Source organism: Planotetraspora thailandica, assembly GCF_016863335.1.
Classification (GTDB): domain Bacteria; phylum Actinomycetota; class Actinomycetes; order Streptosporangiales; family Streptosporangiaceae; genus Planotetraspora; species Planotetraspora thailandica.
On the sequence record NZ_BOOR01000005.1, the window covers coordinates 164,075 to 182,065 of the forward strand.

At 69.6% G+C, this 17,991-nt stretch carries 15 protein-coding genes and 1 pseudogene; 6 read left to right on the top strand and 10 right to left on the bottom strand.

The window, feature by feature from the left end; translation table 11 throughout:
* Positions 1–11: 11 nt before the first annotated feature.
* On the bottom strand, positions 12–557 hold the full coding sequence (locus tag Pth03_RS03570; RefSeq protein WP_203942639.1) for a hypothetical protein: 546 nt from the start codon (positions 555–557) through the stop codon (positions 12–14).
* Positions 554–2,272, bottom strand: a complete 1,719-nt coding sequence (locus Pth03_RS03575) for a PHP domain-containing protein (RefSeq protein ID WP_203942640.1) — start codon at positions 2,270–2,272, stop codon at positions 554–556. The genes Pth03_RS03570 and Pth03_RS03575 overlap by 4 nt, the downstream gene beginning before the upstream one ends.
* A 631-nt stretch (positions 2,273–2,903) precedes the next feature.
* Here Pth03_RS03575 and Pth03_RS03580 point away from each other — a divergent pair.
* The 3 genes from Pth03_RS03580 to Pth03_RS03590 all read left to right on the top strand — a co-directional run bounded on the left by Pth03_RS03580 (position 2,904) and on the right by Pth03_RS03590 (position 6,729).
* Positions 2,904–3,092 carry a hypothetical protein gene (locus Pth03_RS03580; protein ID WP_203942641.1) on the top strand — a complete coding sequence of 63 codons (189 nt, stop codon included), beginning with the start codon at positions 2,904–2,906 and terminating at the stop codon, positions 3,090–3,092.
* Positions 3,093–3,419: 327 nt separating this feature from the next.
* Positions 3,420–5,504: a catalase gene (locus Pth03_RS03585; protein ID WP_203942642.1), complete on the top strand. Its 2,085-nt coding sequence runs from the start codon at positions 3,420–3,422 to the stop codon at positions 5,502–5,504.
* A 31-nt stretch (positions 5,505–5,535) separates the two neighbouring features.
* Complete coding sequence (locus tag Pth03_RS03590; RefSeq protein WP_203942643.1) at positions 5,536–6,729, top strand: carboxylate-amine ligase; 1,194 nt, start codon at positions 5,536–5,538, stop codon at positions 6,727–6,729.
* On the opposite strand, the gene Pth03_RS03595 is transcribed toward Pth03_RS03590, so the two are convergent.
* Together Pth03_RS03595 and Pth03_RS03600 are read right to left on the bottom strand one after the other, a co-directional pair.
* On the bottom strand, positions 6,689–7,300 hold the full coding sequence (locus Pth03_RS03595) for a TetR/AcrR family transcriptional regulator (RefSeq protein WP_203942644.1): 612 nt from the start codon (positions 7,298–7,300) through the stop codon (positions 6,689–6,691). The two genes, Pth03_RS03590 and Pth03_RS03595, sit on opposite strands and share 41 nt — an antisense overlap.
* A 27-nt stretch (positions 7,301–7,327) precedes the next feature.
* Positions 7,328–8,725 (bottom strand): sensor histidine kinase, encoded by a 1,398-nt coding sequence (locus Pth03_RS03600; RefSeq protein ID WP_203942645.1) that lies wholly within the window; start codon positions 8,723–8,725, stop codon positions 7,328–7,330.
* Positions 8,726–9,047: 322 nt separating this feature from the next.
* Here Pth03_RS03600 and Pth03_RS03605 point away from each other — a divergent pair, with 322 nt between their 5' ends.
* Together Pth03_RS03605 and Pth03_RS03610 are read left to right on the top strand one after the other, a co-directional pair.
* Positions 9,048–9,308, top strand: coding sequence for an SHOCT domain-containing protein (locus Pth03_RS03605; RefSeq protein WP_203942646.1), 261 nt, complete (start codon positions 9,048–9,050; stop codon positions 9,306–9,308).
* A 62-nt stretch (positions 9,309–9,370) separates the two neighbouring features.
* Positions 9,371–10,792 carry a sensor histidine kinase gene (locus Pth03_RS03610; protein WP_203942647.1) on the top strand — a complete coding sequence of 474 codons (1,422 nt, stop codon included), beginning with the start codon at positions 9,371–9,373 and terminating at the stop codon, positions 10,790–10,792.
* Positions 10,793–10,794: 2 nt separating this feature from the next.
* Here Pth03_RS03610 and Pth03_RS03615 read toward each other — a convergent pair whose 3' ends face one another.
* From Pth03_RS03615 to Pth03_RS03630, 4 genes and pseudogenes are all read right to left on the bottom strand, one after another.
* A complete protein-coding gene (locus Pth03_RS03615; protein WP_203942648.1) occupies positions 10,795–11,457 on the bottom strand; it encodes an NAD-dependent epimerase/dehydratase family protein in 663 nt (220 codons plus the stop codon).
* A gap of 34 nt (positions 11,458–11,491) precedes the next feature.
* The gene (locus Pth03_RS03620) at positions 11,492–13,798 is read right to left on the bottom strand and encodes a xanthine dehydrogenase family protein molybdopterin-binding subunit (protein WP_203942649.1); all 2,307 of its coding nucleotides are present in this window, start codon (positions 13,796–13,798) and stop codon (positions 11,492–11,494) included.
* Positions 13,795–14,790: an FAD binding domain-containing protein gene (locus Pth03_RS03625; protein ID WP_203942650.1), complete on the bottom strand. Its 996-nt coding sequence runs from the start codon at positions 14,788–14,790 to the stop codon at positions 13,795–13,797. The genes Pth03_RS03620 and Pth03_RS03625 overlap by 4 nt, the downstream gene beginning before the upstream one ends.
* Positions 14,787–15,277, bottom strand: a pseudogene (locus Pth03_RS03630) (2Fe-2S iron-sulfur cluster-binding protein). Before Pth03_RS03630 ends, Pth03_RS03625 begins: the two are co-directional and overlap by 4 nt.
* Positions 15,278–15,398: 121 nt before the next feature.
* On the opposite strand from Pth03_RS03630, the gene Pth03_RS03635 reads away from it, so the two are divergent.
* The gene (locus tag Pth03_RS03635; RefSeq protein WP_203942651.1) at positions 15,399–16,091 is read left to right on the top strand and encodes a TetR/AcrR family transcriptional regulator; all 693 of its coding nucleotides are present in this window, start codon (positions 15,399–15,401) and stop codon (positions 16,089–16,091) included.
* Here the strand turns inward: Pth03_RS03635 and Pth03_RS03640 are convergent.
* Positions 16,063–16,422 (bottom strand): DUF1304 domain-containing protein, encoded by a 360-nt coding sequence (locus tag Pth03_RS03640; protein WP_203942652.1) that lies wholly within the window; start codon positions 16,420–16,422, stop codon positions 16,063–16,065. The two genes, Pth03_RS03635 and Pth03_RS03640, sit on opposite strands and share 29 nt — an antisense overlap.
* Before the next feature lie 100 nt (positions 16,423–16,522).
* Entirely contained in the window at positions 16,523–17,908 is a 1,386-nt protein-coding gene (locus Pth03_RS03645) for a chitinase (protein WP_203942653.1), read from the bottom strand.
* Positions 17,909–17,991 lie beyond the last annotated feature (83 nt).

Below are 17,991 nucleotides of genomic sequence, written 5' to 3' on the forward strand. Positions count from 1 at the left end.
GCTGCGCGATCTCAGGAGTGGTCGGCGCAGCAGGGTGTCGGATTCGGTACTTCTGCGGGCATCAGCCTGCCGCCGACAGCCGGCATGGTGAGCAGCGTCATCAGGCCGTTCTGCCAGACGGGACGCACGTGATCGTTCGTGGCCACCGTCATGTCACCGGACGGGGGCTCGGCATGGGCGAGCACGAGCACCTGGTCGATGACCGAACGCTCGAGCATCTCGCCCACGGTGAGCGTGCCCACGAGCGCGTCCCGCCCGGGAAACAGCACGACCCGCCCGCCGGCCCGTGACTCGTGCTCCTCGGCCGCCAGCGCCGCGCCGTCCGCCCCCGAGCCCGTACGGCTCTCGCCCAGGGAGGCCGAAACCCCCGCGGGAAGGGCGTCCAGGTCGACCCGCCCGGAAACGGTGAGCGAGCACGCCACGTGAGGCGTGTCGGTCCGCACGAAGTGGGTGCATCCGACCGTGTCTTCCGGCAGGCCGAGCGCCTCCACCACGGTGTGGAGAAGGTGCTCGGCCTCCGCGACCGTACGCGATCCGGAGTCGAGGCCCAGAATCATCGGCGGGGCAGGATCCAGATCGGGTTGCTGTAGAACCACAGGTCGTGCCACGGGTCGGCGTCACCGAAGACGTCGATCGCCGGTCCGTGCGGGTCGACCGAGGCGCCGAGCAGGCCCTGGGCGGAGCGGTTGCCGTCGGTGCCGCGCAGGCGCACGTAGATCGGACGGTCGACCGCGCCCACCTGGTAGGTGAAACGCACGGTGCCGGTGTTCTTGTTCACCTCGTACGACTTGACGACCTTGGTCTTCGGCGTGGTGAAGGTGTCCTTGTTCGACGCCGGGCCGGTCACGTCGCCCTGGATGACGTCGACGCGGGCGAGCGTCGGGATCTCGTTCGCCCAGTTGGGACGGTTCGCCAGCGTGATCTCGATGGAGATCTCGACCTTGCTGCCCTTGCGGACGTGCAGCGTGCCGCCGAGGGTCACGCCGCGGGTGTCCGAGGTGCGGGCGCGGACGATGAGGCCGCTGATCAGGCCGCCGTGGTCGACCCAGATGCGGCCGGCGCGCATGGCGTCCATGATGGCGCCGTAGCCGAAGTTCGCGGCGCCGACGTGGGTGCGGCTGTAGTAGCCCGGCCAGAAGTCACCCTGGGTCGGCACCGGGGTGCCCCCATAGACCGGGTCGTTGTAGCGGCCGTTGGCCTCGAAGTCGCTGCCCGGGCCGCGGACGCTGGCGTCCTGGTAGACGGTGTGCGAGTCGGAGTTCGCGGTGATCCACCACGTCTTGCCCTCGGCGAGGAGGCTGTCCCACAGGCCGCCGACGGTGGAGGTCATCCAGTCGAAGCCGCCGAAGGTCTTGTAGCTCTCGAGCGGGTAGCCGGGCCAGGAGTCCGCGCTCGGGGAGCTGTCGTAGAAGCCGCGGCCGCTGCCGGGGCCCTGGGGCTTGGGGATGCCGGCGGCCTGGTGACCGGGGGCGCCCTCCATGCCCACCGCGATCGTCGGCTGGGCGTCGCGCCAGCCGCGGATCTCGTGCGGGGAGTCGAGGCCCTTGCGGGCGGGGTGGTTGGCGAGGAACAGCGCGTCGTCGACGCGGCGCCTCTTGACCGCGTCGGCCAGGAAGTTGAGGCCGGCGATCGCGAGGGCCTCGTTCTGCGGCGTGCTGGAGGTGGCGTTCTTGACGGAGCCGTCGAAGGAGTTCTCGAACTCCTTGAGGGTCGCGACCTCGTTGCGGCCGGGGGCGACGAAGACCGTGCCGTGCTCGGCGCCGGGGATGTTCCACTCGAGGCCCTGGAAGACCAGGGTGTCCTTGATGACCTTGCGCGCGGCCAGGATGTCGGGGTTGACCTTGTCGACACCGATCTTGGCGTGGGCGATGCTGCCGTGGTCGGTGATGACCATCCAGTCCAGGCCGTACGCGTTGGCGTGCTGGACGTGGTCGATGACCCGGTACATGCCGTCGGAGCTGTGCTGCGTGTGGATGTGGTGGTCGCCCGCGAGCCAGAGGTAACCGTCCTTGGGCTCGCAGTTGCTGCGGCCGTAGGACTTGGCGGAGTCGGCGGCGGCCTGGCCCTGCGTGCCGAGCACGCCGGCCGCGGTGATCCCGGCGCCGAGGAGTCCGGCGCGCCGGAACATCCCACGACGCGAGACCTGCGCGGGGGACAGTTCCTTGTCCGGGATCGACATGTCCACGACCTGGGCCATGTCGCCCTGATCGAGGGAATGGTCGTGCGTGTGATCGTGCGCGTGGTCGTGACCGTGCGTGTGGCCGTGACTCATATGTGTGCCCCTTCGTCCCGCCGGAGATATGGATCTTGTTCCGGCTACGAAAGGCACACTGGCGATCTCGGTTTAACCGTGCGTTAACTTCGCACGCCTCGGAATTGGCTGGTGACTGTACGGCTACCGTCGATATGACGATGTGTGATGTACTGGATGCGCTGGGTGAGTATTGCGACTAGAGCATCCCTGTGGCGTAGCTGAGTCGTAACTGAATGTGCGCTGTGAATCGGCACTCCGGCTCGCGGCCGTCCGAGCGTGCGCGGGGCCACGGATGGTGACACGCAGTGCTACCGCGACACACCCCTCAAAGGACGGCGTGTCGCGCGGCTCTCCCAATTTCCGGAAAAGCCGGCCGGACATTTCGGGCGGATAAACGCACTTATCGGGACAAATGCGGGCGTAAGCAGATAGACGACTGGTGATTTTGTCGTCACTCTCCGTATGGGACCTAGAACGCCGCTCGAATGCATTGCGTACACGGTGTGTCACCTGTGACCATGAAATCCGAAGGTCCGGAATCCCTCCCGCCGGGTCGGTGCGGTGACACTGCGGGATTCTCGCGGCCATCGGCCGATCCGAACGGGAAATGGTATTCCGCCCGGCCTTTACATATCGGGGGGAGGCGGCAATGACAGTTATTCGGCCTCGCGAAAGCGGGGGGCACGGTCGCAGGGAGCGTTTTCGCGACCCGGAGTTCGGATCCTGGATCGGGGAGGTGGCGCGGGTGATCCGGGACGTGGTCGACAGCACGCCCCGGACCATCCGCCTGTGCATTCTGATCGCGGTTGCCGCCGCGTCATGGGCCTACCTCAAGTGACACCGTTCAGCGCGGAGCTGGTGACGTACCTGTGGCCGCGGGCCCAGGTTAGGCCGGGCGGGTTCTCGTGACGGCCCGATTTACGGGATCACGACGATAAAGAGGACCAACGCCAACGCTTGACCGGGGCCCGTCGGCCGCCGCGCTTTCGTGATCGCGCGGCCGACGGGGCGGCCGGGACCACCATGGCCGGTGAGGGGGCGCCTCACGTGGTCAGATCTCGGCGTGCGGCACGGGATTGGCGCCATCTTTGAACTTTTGGGTGATTTATGCGTTCAAGTTGGGATAGGGGCGCCGGTAGGCGACGTCACACCGGGGGGTGACCTGATGACTGACGACAAATACCGGCAGTTGGACGCACACCGGCTGGACCCCAAAGCCGCGCCGTACACGACGGATCAGGGCATCCGCATCGGTGAGACCGACAACTCCCTGCGCGCTGGGGAACGCGGCCCGACGCTCATGGAAGACTTCCACTTCCGCGAGAAGCTGACGCACTTCGATCACGAACGCATCCCCGAGCGGGTGGTACACGCCCGCGGTTCCGGCGCCTACGGCCGTTTCCAGGTGTACGAGTCGCTGGCCGAATACACCACGGCGGAGTTCCTGTGCGATCCGACGCTGGAGACCTCCGTCTTCGTCCGGTTCTCGACCGTCGCGGGCTCGCGGGGGTCGGCCGACACCGTGCGTGACGTACGGGGATTCGCCACGAAGTTCTACACCAGGCAGGGCAACTTCGACCTGGTGGGCAACAACATCCCGGTCTTCTTCATCCAGGACGGCATCAAGTTCCCCGACTTCGTGCACGCGGTCAAACCCGAGCCGCAGAATGAGATGCCCCAGGCGTCGTCGGCGCACGACACCCTGTGGGACTTCGTCGGGCTCCAGCCGGAGATCACCCACATGATCATGTGGCTGATGTCCGACCGGGCGCTTCCGCGCAGCTTCCGGATGATGCAGGGATTCGGCGTGCACACCTTCCGGCTGGTCAACGCCGAGGGCCGCTCCACGTTCGTGAAGTTCCACTGGAAGCCCAAGCTGGGGGTGCACTCGCTCGTCTGGGACGAGACCCAGAAGATCGCCGGGATGGACCCCGACTTCAACCGCCGTGACCTGTGGGAGTCGATCGAGGCCGGCGACTTCCCTGAGTACGAGCTCGGCCTGCAGCTGATCGCCGAGGAGGACGAGGCCGCCTTCGACTTCGACCTGCTGGATCCCACGAAGATCATCCCTGAGGAGCGGGTGCCGGTCCGCCCGGTGGGCCGGATGGTGCTCGACCGCAACCCGGACAACTTCTTCGCCGAGACCGAGCAGGTGGCCTTCTGCGTCGGCAACCTGGTGCCCGGCATCGACGTCACCGACGACCCGCTGCTCCAGGCGCGCATGTTCTCCTACCTCGACACCCAGCTGATCAGGCTCGGAGGACCCAACTTCACGCAGCTCCCGGTCAACCGGCCGGTCGTGGAGGCGCGCAACGACCACCGCGACGGTTACCACCAGTCGGTGATCCCGCAGGGGAAGGCCAGCTACCACCCCAACACGTTGTCGGGGGGCTGCCCCGCCCTGTCGAACGGCCTGGCGTACACGCACTATCCCGAGCATGTGGAAGGCGTGAAGACCCGCACGCGAAGCGACAGCTTCTCCGACCACTACGGCCAGGCGACGCTGTTCTGGAACAGCATGGCCGACTGGGAGAAGCGGCACATCGTGTCGGCGTTCCGCTTCGAGCTGGGCAAGGTCACCTACCCGCACATCCGGGAGAAGGTGGTCGAGAACCTCAACCACGTCGACCACGACATGGCCGTCCAGGTGGCCGAGGGCATCGGGGTGGAGCCCCCGGCGAAGGAGGTCGTCGAGAACCACGGCCGCAGCTCGCCCGCGCTCAGCCAGGACAGGCAGCCGACGGCGGGGGCCGACACCCGCAAGGTCGCGATCTTGGCGGCCGACGGCGTCCACGGCGCCGAGGTCGACGTGATCAAGGACGCGCTGCGCGCGGTGGGGGCGAAATGCGACGTCCTCGGCCCGCGGGAAGGCGAGCTGACCGGTGCGGACGGAGACAGCGTGCACGTCGATCACGCGCTGCCGACCGTCGCGTCCGTGCTCTACGATGCCGTGCTCGTCCCGGGCGGGCCCTTCAGCGTGCGCACGCTGAGCGAGGACGGCCAGGCCGTACATTTCGTCACCGAGGCCTACAAGCACTGCAAGGCGGTCGGCGCGCTCGGCGAGGGCGTCAGGCTGCTGGACACCGCGCACGTCGGCGTGTGGCGGGCGGGCTCGCGTGAGGGAACGGTGAGCGATCAGGGTGTGGTCACCCATCTCGGTCCGGTGTCCGACGAGTTCGTCGAGGCCTTCGTCGCGGCGGTGGCCGTACACCGGCACTGGGGCCGTGACCCCGATCCGGTCCCCGCCTGACGGGGGAGGGCGGCGAGATGAAGGTACGGCCATGACCACGGAGGTCCGGCTGCCCGGCGCGCAGGCGACTCCCGTCGTCGCGGCGCCGGCGGCGCCGGTCCCCGTGCTCACGATGGGCGTGGAGGAGGAGTTCCTGCTGCTCGAGCCGGAGACGGGCCGGACCGCTCCGGCGGCCGAGGAGGTGCAGGCACGGGTGGCGGGCGCGTCCGGAGCCCGGCTGGTCCGCGAGCTGACCCGGTTCCAGATCGAGAGCAACACCTTGGTCCACACCGATCAGGCGACGCTCAGAAGCGACCTGCTCGAGCTGCGTCTGGCGGCGGCGACTGCCGCGTCAGCCTCGGGGGTGGGACTCGCGGCCTGCGGCACGGCGCTGATCGGCAACACGGGGGAGCCTCCCCTGAGCCGGTGCACGCGTTATCGCCACATCGCGCGCGAGTTCCGCGCCGTCATTCGCGGCCAGGGCGTGTGCGGGTGCCACGTCCACATCGGGATCGGCGACCACGAGGAGGCCGTGCAGGTCATCAACCACGCCCGTCCGTGGTTGCCGGTCCTGCTCGCGCTGACGTCCAACTCGCCGATCTGCGACGCGTACGACACCGGCTATTCCAGCTGGCGGACCATGCTGATCGCCCGCTGGCCGAGCGCGGAGCCGCCGCCTTTCTTCCACTCGGCCGGGCACTACGAGAGCCTCGTCTCCGGTCTGCGCGCCAGCGGGGCGATCCTCGACCGCGGCATGATCTACTGGCTGATCCGGCTCTCCGATCATGTGCCCACACTCGAGTTCCGCTGTGCCGACGTGTGCGCGACCGCGGAGGAGGCCGTGCTGCTGGCCGTCCTCGTGCGCGCGCTCGCCGCGACCGCGCTGCGCGACGTGCGCGCGGGGGTCGCCGCGCCTCAGGTCGACCAGACGCTGCTGCGCGCCGCGCTGTGGCGGGCGGCCAGGGACGGCCTGGACGGACACGGCCTCGACCTGTTCACCGGGGACCGCGTGCCGGCCTGGCGGCTGGTGCGCAGGCTCGTCGAGAGGGTGCGGCCGGGCCTGGCGGCCACCGGCGACCTGCGCATGGTCGCCGGCGCTCTGGAGACCGTACGGCGCCGCGGCTCGGGTGCGGCCCGCCAGCGTGCCGCCTACCAGCGCAGGAGCCACCTTCCGGATGTCGCCCGGCTGCTGGTGGAGCAGACCGTCAGCCGTGCCGGAGAAGCCCGTCGAGCGCCGCAGCGCTGATCGCGTCGGCCTCGCCGGGGGTGAGTTCCATGTGGCCGGACATCAGCCGGAAGATGAGCGGGCCGAACAGCACGTCGATCGCGGTCTCCACGTCGACGGAGGGGTCGGCCTCGCCTTGCCGTACGGCACGCTCCCACAGGGTGCCCGCGGCCTCCCGACGGCCGTGGAGGAAGTAGGCGCGGAAGTACGGCGCGCCCTCGGGATCGGTCACGCACGCCGCCAGCAACTGCGCGAACACCGCCCCCGCCGGACTCGCGTAGAAGGCGCTGACCTGCCGGACGTGTTCGGCGAGGTCGCCGCGGGCCGTGCCGGTGTCGGGCAGGGGCACGGTCTCGGCCATGTGGCGTCCGAACGCCTCGGCGGCGACGGCCGTCTTCGTCGGCCAGTGCTTGTAGACCGTCGCCTTGCTGACGCCGGAACGCGCGGAGATCGCGTCGACCGTGGCGGCGGGAAGACCGCCCTCCCAGAGGAGGTCGCGGGTCGCCCGCAGGACGGCCTCGCGCACGCGGAGGCTGCGTGCGCCGGTGGGATGCGCCAGGATCCCCTCTCCCGGCTCGGCTTTACCAGTCATCGGCGCCTCCTGAACTGAACGATCAGTTCAGGCTAGAGGTCGTCGGCCGGGGCCGTCCAGCGCCCGGAGCCGCAGGACGAACCGCGCTCCCCGCGGGGAGTCCTCGGCGCGGAGCGTGCCGCCGTGCGCCTCGGCGATCTCCCGGGAGATGGCCAGGCCGAGGCCGCTGCCGCCAGGGTCGAGGCGGCGGCCGTCCTCCAGCCGGGCGAAACGGCCGAAGACGCGCTCGCGGTCCTTCGGCGCGATGCCGGCCCCGTCGTCGGTGACGGTGACGATCGCCTGGCCGTTCACGGATTCGACGCCCACCTCGACGGTGGTGTGGGCGTGACGGCGGGCGTTGTCGAGGAGATTGCTCAGGAGCCGGCTCAACTGGATGCGGGAGCCGCTGACGCGGACGTCACCGGAGCCGTGAACGTGCACGGGGACGGTGTCGATCGGCCCGGTCGACACCTCTTTCGCCAGCGCGGCGAGATCGATCGACTCGGGGGGCGCGGGATCGCCGGCACGCATGCGGGCGAGCACCAGCAGGTCGCGCACGATCGCCTCGAGCCGGTCCGTCGTCGACAACGCGGTGCGCAAGGTCTCCATCGCGTCGACGTCCTCGGGATGCTCGATCGCGTCCTCCAGGCTCAGCCGGAGGCCGGCGATCGGGGTGCGCAACTCGTGGGACGCGTCGGAGGCGAACCTGCGCTGCTGCTTGACCGCGACTTCGAGCCGTTCCAGCGTCTCGTTGGCCGTCCTGGCGAGCATCGCGATCTCGTCCCTGCCGTGTGGCACGGGCACCCGCAGGCTGATGTCGCTGCCGCTGATCTCCGACATCCGGGTTCGGATCGCCTCCACCGGACGCAGCATGCGGCCGAGGGTGGTCCAGGTGATCCACCCGATGAAGGCCAGGAGGGGTACGGCCGCGGCGGTGGTGCCGACCTCCAGCCAATGGCTCGAGAGCAGGGCGGGCTCGGGCTCACCCGCGTAGACGACCGGGGAGTCCGCGGCGGGCGTGACCCGGATCGCGAAGAGCATCACGGGCCCGTTCCCGGGGGACATCGCGGTGATGTTCTGGAACCTGTCGTCGGACGGAGGACGCACGTCGGTGAGGGGCGGCATGCCGGCGGCTTCCTTGCTGGCCTTGAGAACGCGGCCCTTGGCGTCGACGATCTGGATCAGGTCGGCCCGGCTGCTGGTCGGGATCGTCTGGGGCACGGTTCCGTTGCGTACGGCCGCGCTCCACTGGCTGGCCGTGGCCTTCGTGTCGTCGAAGGTGTCGGCCTGGACCTTGTACCGGGCGGCCAGGTCGACGCTCACGCCGATGACGGTCAAGAAGACGAGCGACAGGGCGGTGGCCACCAGCGTGTAGCGGACGCGGATCGAGCGCGGGGGCCACACAAATCTCACCAGCCGCCCACGGAACGCCCAGGGTTTGGACATCTGCCCGGAGATCGTCGCAAAAGATATGGTCTGTCCACTTAGTCACGATATGGCAGCTTTGGACAAATATGGTGGCAGTGATACACCCAGGCTGAACGCACCCTGGCAGGTCAGACCACATGTAGCGAGTATTGGGTCATGGCTCCAGCGGCAAGATTCGACAACGTCGACCCCACTTCAGGGGCGAGCAGTCACCATCTGCTGGTGTCGTCGGCGGAAGGCGTGGCCCCAAGCACAGCCCTCTCACCACTGCCCTCCGCTGCCATTGCTACTCGCTCCGATGCTCGGGGGCATCGGGCCGGGAAGGGAGAACTGCAGGCCGATGTTTCTGTACGGCATTGCGATCAGCGAGCAGGAAGCGTTGTTCCTCATCATCAGCGTCGCCTTCTGGATCGCGCTCATCGGTGGCGTGGGAGCCGTTTCCCGCACCAAGGTCTCCGGCTTCAGCCGCGACGTGAACAATCCAGAAGAGGATCTGCTCTTCAAGAGCTTCGTAGACGGCGAGATCGACGACGACGAGTACCGCTTCCGCAGGGAAGCGCTCCGCCGGGTACCGCATCCCTGCACCCATGATGGTGCGTGATCCGGCCGATCCCCATCACACTCTTAGCCTGAGCAAGATCGTGAGGAGGTGTGCCGGCACCCGTGCCTCCGTCAGCGCCCGAATGGCTGCACCCCCGGTCGATCCGCGGCCGGGTGACCGCCCTGATCACATTCTTCGCGGTGCTGCTCCTCGTGCCCGCAGGACTGGCCGCGGCGGCAGTGGCCAGGCAGAGGCTGACGGACATGGAATGGGACCACGCACACCAACAGGCGGTCATCACCGCCGCGGACATCCGGGCCGGGCGGCTGCGGAACCCCATCACTCCCCAGGTCACGGGAGCCGACCTCATCCAGGTCGTGGCCTCTGACCACCGCCTCGTGGCATCCTCGGCAGCCGCCAAGAACCTTCCACCTATGACGTCGGCCTGGCCGACCAGGCAAGAACCCCAGCTGGACGTGCAGACCTGCGGAATCCCGCGGGTCGGATGCGTCCGGCTGGAGGCCGTTCTGGCGGCCTCGAAGACGGCGAATGACGGCACCTACGTCGTCTACGTGGGCGAACGGGTGTCGAGCCCGATGTCCACGGGGCTCTTCGACACCTTGTTCGCCGTCCAGATCGGCGGCCTGATCTTTCTCACCGCCTGGGCCACCTGGAAGGTCACCGGCCGGACGCTGCGCCCGGTGGGGGCCATCCGGGCCGAGCTCGCCGCAATCAACGTCAACGACCTCAGCAGCAGGGTCCCCGAACCGCCCGGACAGGACGAGATCGCACGGCTGGCCCGCACGATCAACAACACCCTCAGCCGGCTCGACCACGCACAGCGCGGCCTGGAACGCATGCTCGGCCAGCAGCGGCAGTTCGCCTCCGACGCGTCACACGAACTGCGCACCCCCATCGCCGGGCTGCGAACCCAGATCGAGGACGCCCTGCTGCATTTCGACCAGACCGACCTGCGCGCCGTGCTCGGGCACGCCCTGGGAGACGTCAACCGGCTGGAGGCGATCGCGTCCGACCTGCTACTCCTCGCCCGGCTGGGGACCGACGGGCCCGGCACCCGGGTCACCCTGGACCTGGCCGACCTGATCAGGAGCGAAGTCTCCACCCACCCGGGCAAGCGCCCCGTCAACCTCAGCCTGGAGCCGGGGACCGTCGTCGGCGTGGTGCCCGATCAGCTGCGCCGCGCCTTCTCCAACCTGCTCGACAACGCTCAGCGTCATGCCAGGGAGGCGGTCATAGTCGACGTGCGCCGGGCCGGGGAAGACGCGGAGGTCGTCGTCACCGACGACGGCGACGGGATCCCCGAAGCCGACAGGGAGCGCATCTTCCTGCGCTTCACCCGGCTCGACACCGCCCGCAGCCGGGCACACGGCGGCACCGGCCTCGGCCTGGCCATCGCGCACGAGATCGCCCGCGCCCACGACGGCTCGTTGTCCATCGAGGACGCGCCGGGCGGAGGCGCGCGTTTCGTCATGCGCGTTCCGCTGGTGGGCCGGCCGAGTGCAGAGCGCGCCGAGCCGGTGTGATCTCAGGCGGCCGCGGCGTTGACGTCGCGGCTGTACAAAATTTTGGCGTCGGTTCCCCGCCGGGCCAGGGCGAGCATGGCCTTGCCCACGTTCTCCGTGGTCGTCACGTGGCGGGGCAGGAGCCGGCGCAGCAGCGGGTAGGCGGGGGCGACGACCGCGTACATCCCCCGGTACCACCGCGTCTTCGACGCCACCCCGTACAGGGGCTGCACATAGCCGAGGCGGATGACGTAGGCGTGGAACGGCAGGCGCAGCAACGCGTTCTCGGTGCGGCCCCGCACGCGGGCCCACATGACCCGGCCCCTCTCTGAGCTGTCGCTGCCCTCTCCCGAGACGTAGACGAAGGTCATGGCGGGATTGCGTTCGGCCATGACGGTCGCCGCCGCGAGCGTGATGTCGTAGGTGACGCGGCGGTATGCGTCCTCGCTCATGCCGACGGAGGAGACTCCGAGGCAGAAGAAGCACGCGTCATAGCGGGAGAACTCCTCCGCCAGCGCGGAGAAATCCGAAAAATCTGGATAAATCACCTCGCGGAGTTTCGCGTGCCGCTGCCCGGCCGACCTGCGCCCGACGACGAGCACCTCCTCCACCGCCGGGTCGACCAGGCACTCCCGCAACACGCCCTGCCCGATCATGCCGGTCGCGCCGAAGACGATGACCTTCACCCTGCCGGCTCTCCTTCCGTCGTCTGGGCCCCGATCACATCAGGGCGTCGAGAGTGATGGGCAGGTCGCGCACCCGCCTGCCGGTCGCGTGATGGACGGCGTTGGCGATCGCGGCGGCCGCCCCGGTGATGCTCACCTCGCCCACGCCGATCAGCCCGAGGGGCATGGTCGGGTCGGGCTCGTTCAGCCAGGAGACGTCGATCGGCGGGATGTCGGCGTGCACCGGCACGTGATATTCCGCGAGGCTCGGGTTCATGATGCGTCCGTGCCTCGGATCCACGAGCGTCGCCTCCGACAGGGCCATCCCGATGCCCATCACGATGCCGCCGCGCAGCTGACTCGCTGCCGTCTTGGCGTTGATCACGGTGCCGACGTCGAACACCCCGACCCAGCGCGACACCCGCACCTCGCCGGTGTCGGGATCGACGCGCACCTCGCAGAACTGGGCGCCGCAGGCCGCCTTCACCCACCGGCGCCTGTCGAGCATCAGCTTCGACATGAACCTGACCTGGCCGGCCAGCGCGCCCATCCGCGTCTCCGAACCGACCTGCGCCTCCACCGAGGTACGGCCGGCCCTGGCCAGGATCGCCGCGTAGGCTTCCCCCCGCCCGGCCGCACCTGCCTGGTAGAGGCCGCCGTCGCGGGCCTCGACGCCGGATGGCCGCACGCCGCGCAGCGGCGACCCGCTCGACCGCCTGGCCAGCGCCAGCACCGAGCGCTTCAGCTTGTCGCACGCGGTGAGCAGGCTCGCGGCCACGCTGGCGGTCTGCCCCGACCCGCCGGCCCCGGGGCCGGTCGGCAGGTCCGAGTCGCCGTATTCGACCCGCACCGCCTCGAACGGCACGCCGAGCGCGTCGGCGGTGATCTGCGCGTGCGCGGTCGCCCCGCCCATGCCCATCTCATGGAAGCCGCAGCGCACCACGACCGTCCCGTCGGCCGACAGCCGCACCGTCACGTTGGCGGCGAACTGCCACGACGGGTGGTAGGCCGACGCCACGCCCATGCCGATCAGCCACCGTCCGTCGCGCATCGAGCCCGGCTCCGGCGTCCTGTCGGCCCAGCCGAACCGCTCGGCGCCGCGAGCGTAGGCCTCACGCAACATGCGGTGGGCGAAACGTTTGCCGTCGAGCGGATTCCTCTCCGGCTCGTTGCGCATGCGCAGCTCGATCGGGTCCATGCCCAGCTTGGACGCCAGCTCGTCGACCGCCGTCTCCAGCGCGTACGTGCCGATGGACTCGCCGGGTGCGCGCATCACCGTGTTGGACAGCAGGTCGAGCTTGACCAGGTTCTGCTGCACGAAGATGTTCTCGGCGTCGTAGAGGTGCCTCGACTGGGAGGTCACCTGCTCGGGGCCGCCGCCGACCGCGCCGACCCGCGTGATGCTCGTGTGGATCAGCGAGGTGAGCCTGCCGTCCTCGTTCGCGCCGAGGGCGACCCGCTGGATCGAGGGCGTGCGCCCGCCGACCGTGCGGTAGACCCCTTCCCTCGTGAGCGCCAGCCGTACGGGCCTGCCGGTCACCCGGGCGGCGAGCACCGCGAGGATCGTGCCGGGCCAGATCATGGTCTTGCCGCCGAAGGCGCCGCCGACGTACGGAGAGATCACGCGCACGTTCTGCGCGGGAACGCCGAACTTGTGGGCGAGGTGACCGCGCACCCAGGCGATGTTCTGCGCCCCCTCGTGCACGGTCAGCCGGTCGCCGTCCCATGCCGCCGTCGTCGCGTGCGGCTCCAGCGCGTTGTGGTTGTGCGGAGGCGTGGTGTAGCGCAGGTCCACCGACACGGGCGCCGCCGCGAGGGCGGCCTCCGCGTCCCCCTTCCTGGACTCGCCCGGCTGCAGCGCGTTGCCCTTCTGCGGCTTGGCCCGGCCTTCGGCCGCGGCGAAGTCGACCCTGGCGGGAAGTTCCTCGTAGGAGACCCTGACCAGCGCGGCGGCCTCCACGGCGGCGTCCAGTGTGGCCGCGACCACCACGCCGACCGGCTGGCCGTGCCAGTGCACCTCGTCGGTGTTGAGGTAGTTGACCGTGGTCGCGGAGGCGAGCGATTCGAGGTTCAGCAGGCTCACCGGGGGCGGCGGCTTCATCGGCGGCGCGTTCAGGTGCGTGATCACGGTGAGCACCCCGGGGACGGCCGCGGCGGCCGTGACGTCGATGCCGGCGATCCGCCCCCGGCCGACCGTCGCGTGGACCAGCGCGGCGTGCGCGAGGCCGGGGTAGGGGTATTCGGCCGAGAAGCGAGCCGCCCCCGTGGTCTTGGCCTTGCCGTCGACCCGGTCGATCGGCTTGCCGACGTTGCGGCCCGCCCTCGGAAGAGCCGGGCTCTCCTGCGTCTGCGTCTGCGTCATGCCGCGCTTCCTTCCGCGAGCAACTGGGCGAGCGTCGCCACGATCACCCGCTGGGCCAACTCGATCTTGAAGGCGTTCCCCGGCTGGGCGACCGCGGGGGCGAGCTCGGTCGCCGCGGCGCGCCGGAAGGACTCCACGTCGGCGGGGCCGCCGAGCAGGAGCCGCTCCGCCTCGCGTGCCCTCCAGGGCTTGGCGGCGACGCCGCCCATCGCCAGCCGTACGGCGGAGACCGTCCCGCCGGTGACCTCCAGGGCGGCGGCCACGGAGACCAGCGCGAAGGCGTAGGACGCGCGGTCGCGCACCTTGCGGTAGCGCGAGGTGGCGGCGACGGGCACATCGGGCAGTTCCACCGCGGTGATCAGCTCGTCGGCGGTCAGCGTGGTCTCGATGTCCGGACGTTCGCCGGGCAGGAGATGGAACTCAGAGATCGGGATGCGGCGCTCGCCCCGCACGCTCTCGGCCACGACGGTGGCGTCGAGCGCGGCAAGGGCGACGCACATGTCCGACGGGTGCGTCGCGATGCAGGCCGCGCTCGTGCCCAGCACGGCGTGGCTTCGGGTGAACCCGCCCACGGCCTCGCAGCCGCTCCCGGGCTCGCGCTTGTTGCAGGCGGCCGCGTCGTCGTAGAAGTACAGGCAGCGGGTGCGCTGCAGCAGGTTGCCGCCGACCGTCGCCATGTTGCGCAGCTGACCCGAGGCGCCCGACAGGAGCGCCTGGGAGAGCATCGGATAACGCGTCCTGATCAGCCGGTTCGCGGCCAGGTGGCTGTTGCGCACCAGCGCGCCGATGCGGACGCCTCCGCCGGGCAGTTCCTCGACTTCGGTCAGGGGAAGGCGGGTGATGTCGATGACGGTGTCGGGCCGCTCGATCTCCTCGCGCATGAGATCGACGAGGTTGGTGCCGCCGCCGATGAACTTCGCGTTGGGCCGGTCGGCGATCGCGCGCACCGCCGTCGCGACGTCGGGGGCGCTGAGGTAGGAGAACGCCTTCACCGTGCGCCCTCCTTGATGGCCTCGACGATGCCGTTGTAGGCGCCGCAGCGGCACAGGTTGCCGCTCATCCGCTCCCTGATCTCGGCGTCGGACAGCTCGATCGAGGTCGCCGCCAGGTGTTCGGTCACCGCGCTCGGGGCTCCCGCGTCGTGCTCCGCCAGCATGCCGAGGGCCGAGCAGATCTGCCCTGAGGTGCAATAACCGCACTGGAAGCCGTCGTTGCGCACGAACGCCGCCTGCAGCGGATGCATGCGGTCGGCGTCGCCCACTCCCTCGATGGTGGTGATCTCGCGGTCGGCGTACTGCACGGCCAGGGCGAGGCAGGAGTTGATCCGCTCCCCGTCGGCGAGCACCGTGTGCAGGCGCCGCACGCGCCCTGGTTGCAGCCCTTTTTCGTGCCGGTCAGCCCCAAATGCTCGCGGAGCGCGTCGAGCAGGCTGACCCGCGGCTCCAGATCGAGCGTCTCGACCGTTCCGTTCACCTTCATACGCACCTCGACCACGGATACCCTCCCTGCGTCCGGTCGACAGGGGACCGACGCTAACAGAACGGCGTAACGTTAACAAGAGGACGCTGTTCTTTTAACGCGGCGTATGCTTGCGTTCGAAATGACAGAGCCGGGATTCGTCCGAGCCAGGCGGCCGGAGCACAAGCAGCAGCGGCGCGAGGCCATCCTCGCCGCCGCACGCGACCTCGCCGAGCGTGTCGGCGTCCGCGACGTGAGTCTCGGCAACGTCGCGGACGCCGTGGGCCTGGCGAAGTCGAACGTGGTGCGTTATTTCGGCACCCGCGAGGAGATCTACCTCGAACTCGCGGCCGAGGCGTGGCAGGAGTGGGGGGCGGCGGTCACCGAACGCCTGCGCGCACGGGAAGCGGCCGACGAGGTCACCGACGTGCTGGCGGACACGCTGGCCGACCGGCCGCTGTTCTGCGATCTGCTCGCGCACATGTCGACCAACCTCGAGCACAACGTGTCGGTGCCGGCCGCCCGGGTGTTCAAGCGAGCGGTGCTGCGCGTGATCGCCGACCTCGGGGCCGAAATCGCTCAGGCGCGCCCGGATCTGAGCGCGGACGAGGGAGCGGAGCTGGTCGGGGTGGCCACAGGGATGGCCGGCACGCTGTACCCGGTCGCGAACCCGCCGGCCGCGGTCGCCGAGCTGTATGCGAGCGACCCCGACATCGCGGCGACCTGCCCGCCCTTCCTGCCCACGTTGCGGCGGTTCCTGGCCGTGTTCACGGCGGGGGTGACGACGCTGCGCGGCACGCCCGTCATCAGGACAGCAGGACGAGGACGAGACTGATCGCCGCGGGGACGGCCTGCACGAACAGGATCCTGCGGCTGGAGGTGGCGGCGCCGTAGAGCCCGGCGACCAGGATGCAGGCGAGGAAGAAGACCTTGGCCTGGAAGCCCACCGGGTCGGCGGCCACCAGTCCCCAGATCAGTCCGGCGGCGAGGAAGCCGTTGTAGAGCCCCTGGTTGGCGGCGAGCACGCGGGTCTTGGCCGCGAGGTCCGGGTCGGTGCCGAACGCCTTCATGCCCCGCGGCGTCGTCCACAGGAACATCTCCAGCACGAGGATGTAGATGTGGATCAGCGCCATCACGGCCACCGCCACGTCAGCCAACACCGTCATGCGGCCGCTCCTCGCTGGAGATGCAGAATCCTGGTACGGCGGGTGCCGCACCAGGATTCTGGATGGTCACGGGCGACTTGTACAAATCACCCCTGGTTGGTTAGAAGCCGGCGGTGATGCGGGTGAAGTCCCAGTTGCTCCCGCCGAGGCCGCTGCAGGTCTCCTGGAGTCCTCCGCCCGCGCAGGGGCGGTCCCGGTTGACCGACCAGAAGGCCAGGCGGACGAGACCCTTGGAGTTCGCGTAGTCCCGGATCTGGGTCCAGGTCGCCTGCGTGGTCGTCTCCTGCTGGTCGGACAGGCCGTTCATGCCGGAGATGCCCATGTGCCCGTACGCCTGGGCGTCGGACCAGCCGAAGGTGCTCTTGAGCTGGTTCTTCAGGCCCTCGGCCGCGTTGACCGTGCTCTGGTACATGTTCGCGCCGCCGCCGAAGTCGAACGGCATGATCGTGTAGGCGTCGACCGGCACGCCGAGCGCCTTCGACTGGTTGATCAGGCGGATGCCGTCACCGGTCGGGCCGGTTGTGCTCGTGCCGAAGGTCAGCGCGATCTTGACGTTGGGGTTGTTCTGCTTGACGATCTTCAGGCCGTTGAGGATGCGGTCCTGCACGGTGTAGTTGGAGAACTCGTCGGTGTTCTCGATGTCGAAGTCGACCACGGCCGGGCCGACGGCGTTGATGACCTGCTGCACCGCGTTGGCATACGCCGACGGGGAGGAGCAGTTCGGGCCGAGCTTGTTGCCGGACCAGCCGCCGAAGGAGACCTGGACGCTGCCGCCCGCCGCCTTGATGGAGGAGATCGTCTGTGCGTCGACGCCGCCGGTCAGCGGCCGGGAGCCGTCCCACATCGGGTTGCAGCCGCCGCCCGAGAGGATGAAGGCCATGGTGAAGGACTTGACGCCGGTGGCGCTCATGACCGAGGTGGCGCTGGGCGGGTTGCCCCAGCCCATGTAGAGGTAGGGCGCGCCCGCCATCTTGCCGCCGGTGGGCGGGGGAGGCGTGGTGCCGCCGCCGCTCGGCAGCGTCCACCGCTGGTTCGAGCCGGCGAAGCAGTCCCAGATCTGGAGCGGGGTGCCGTCGGCCGAGCTGGGGCCGGTGGCGTCGAGGCACTTGCCGAGGGCGCGCAGGGTCCCGTCGGAGTTCGCCGTCCACCGCTGGGCGGCGGAGCCGTTGCAGTCGTAGATCTGCACCTTCGTGCCGTTGGCGCTGCTGGCCGCGGCGACGTCGAGGCACTTGCCGAGGGCGCGGATCGTGCCGTCCGTGCCGACGTTCCACGACTGGGCCGCGGTGCCGTTGCAGGTGTAGAGCTGCACCTGCGTGCCGTTGGCGCTGTTGGCGCCCGCCACGTCGACACACTTGCCGCCGATGCCGGTGATCTGACCGGTCGCGGCCATGGCGGGGGTCAGGCCGGTCGCGACGAGGGGGAGGGACGCCACGAGGGCGCCGAGGAGGAGCCGGAGACGGATCCGGCCCGAGCGTTCAGCGTTCATGGGGGGTGTCTCTTTCTGGGGGTTCCGAGAGAGGTAAACGCTTCGGTTCGGGGGTGGTGCAGGGGTCGAGGACCTTCTGAGCA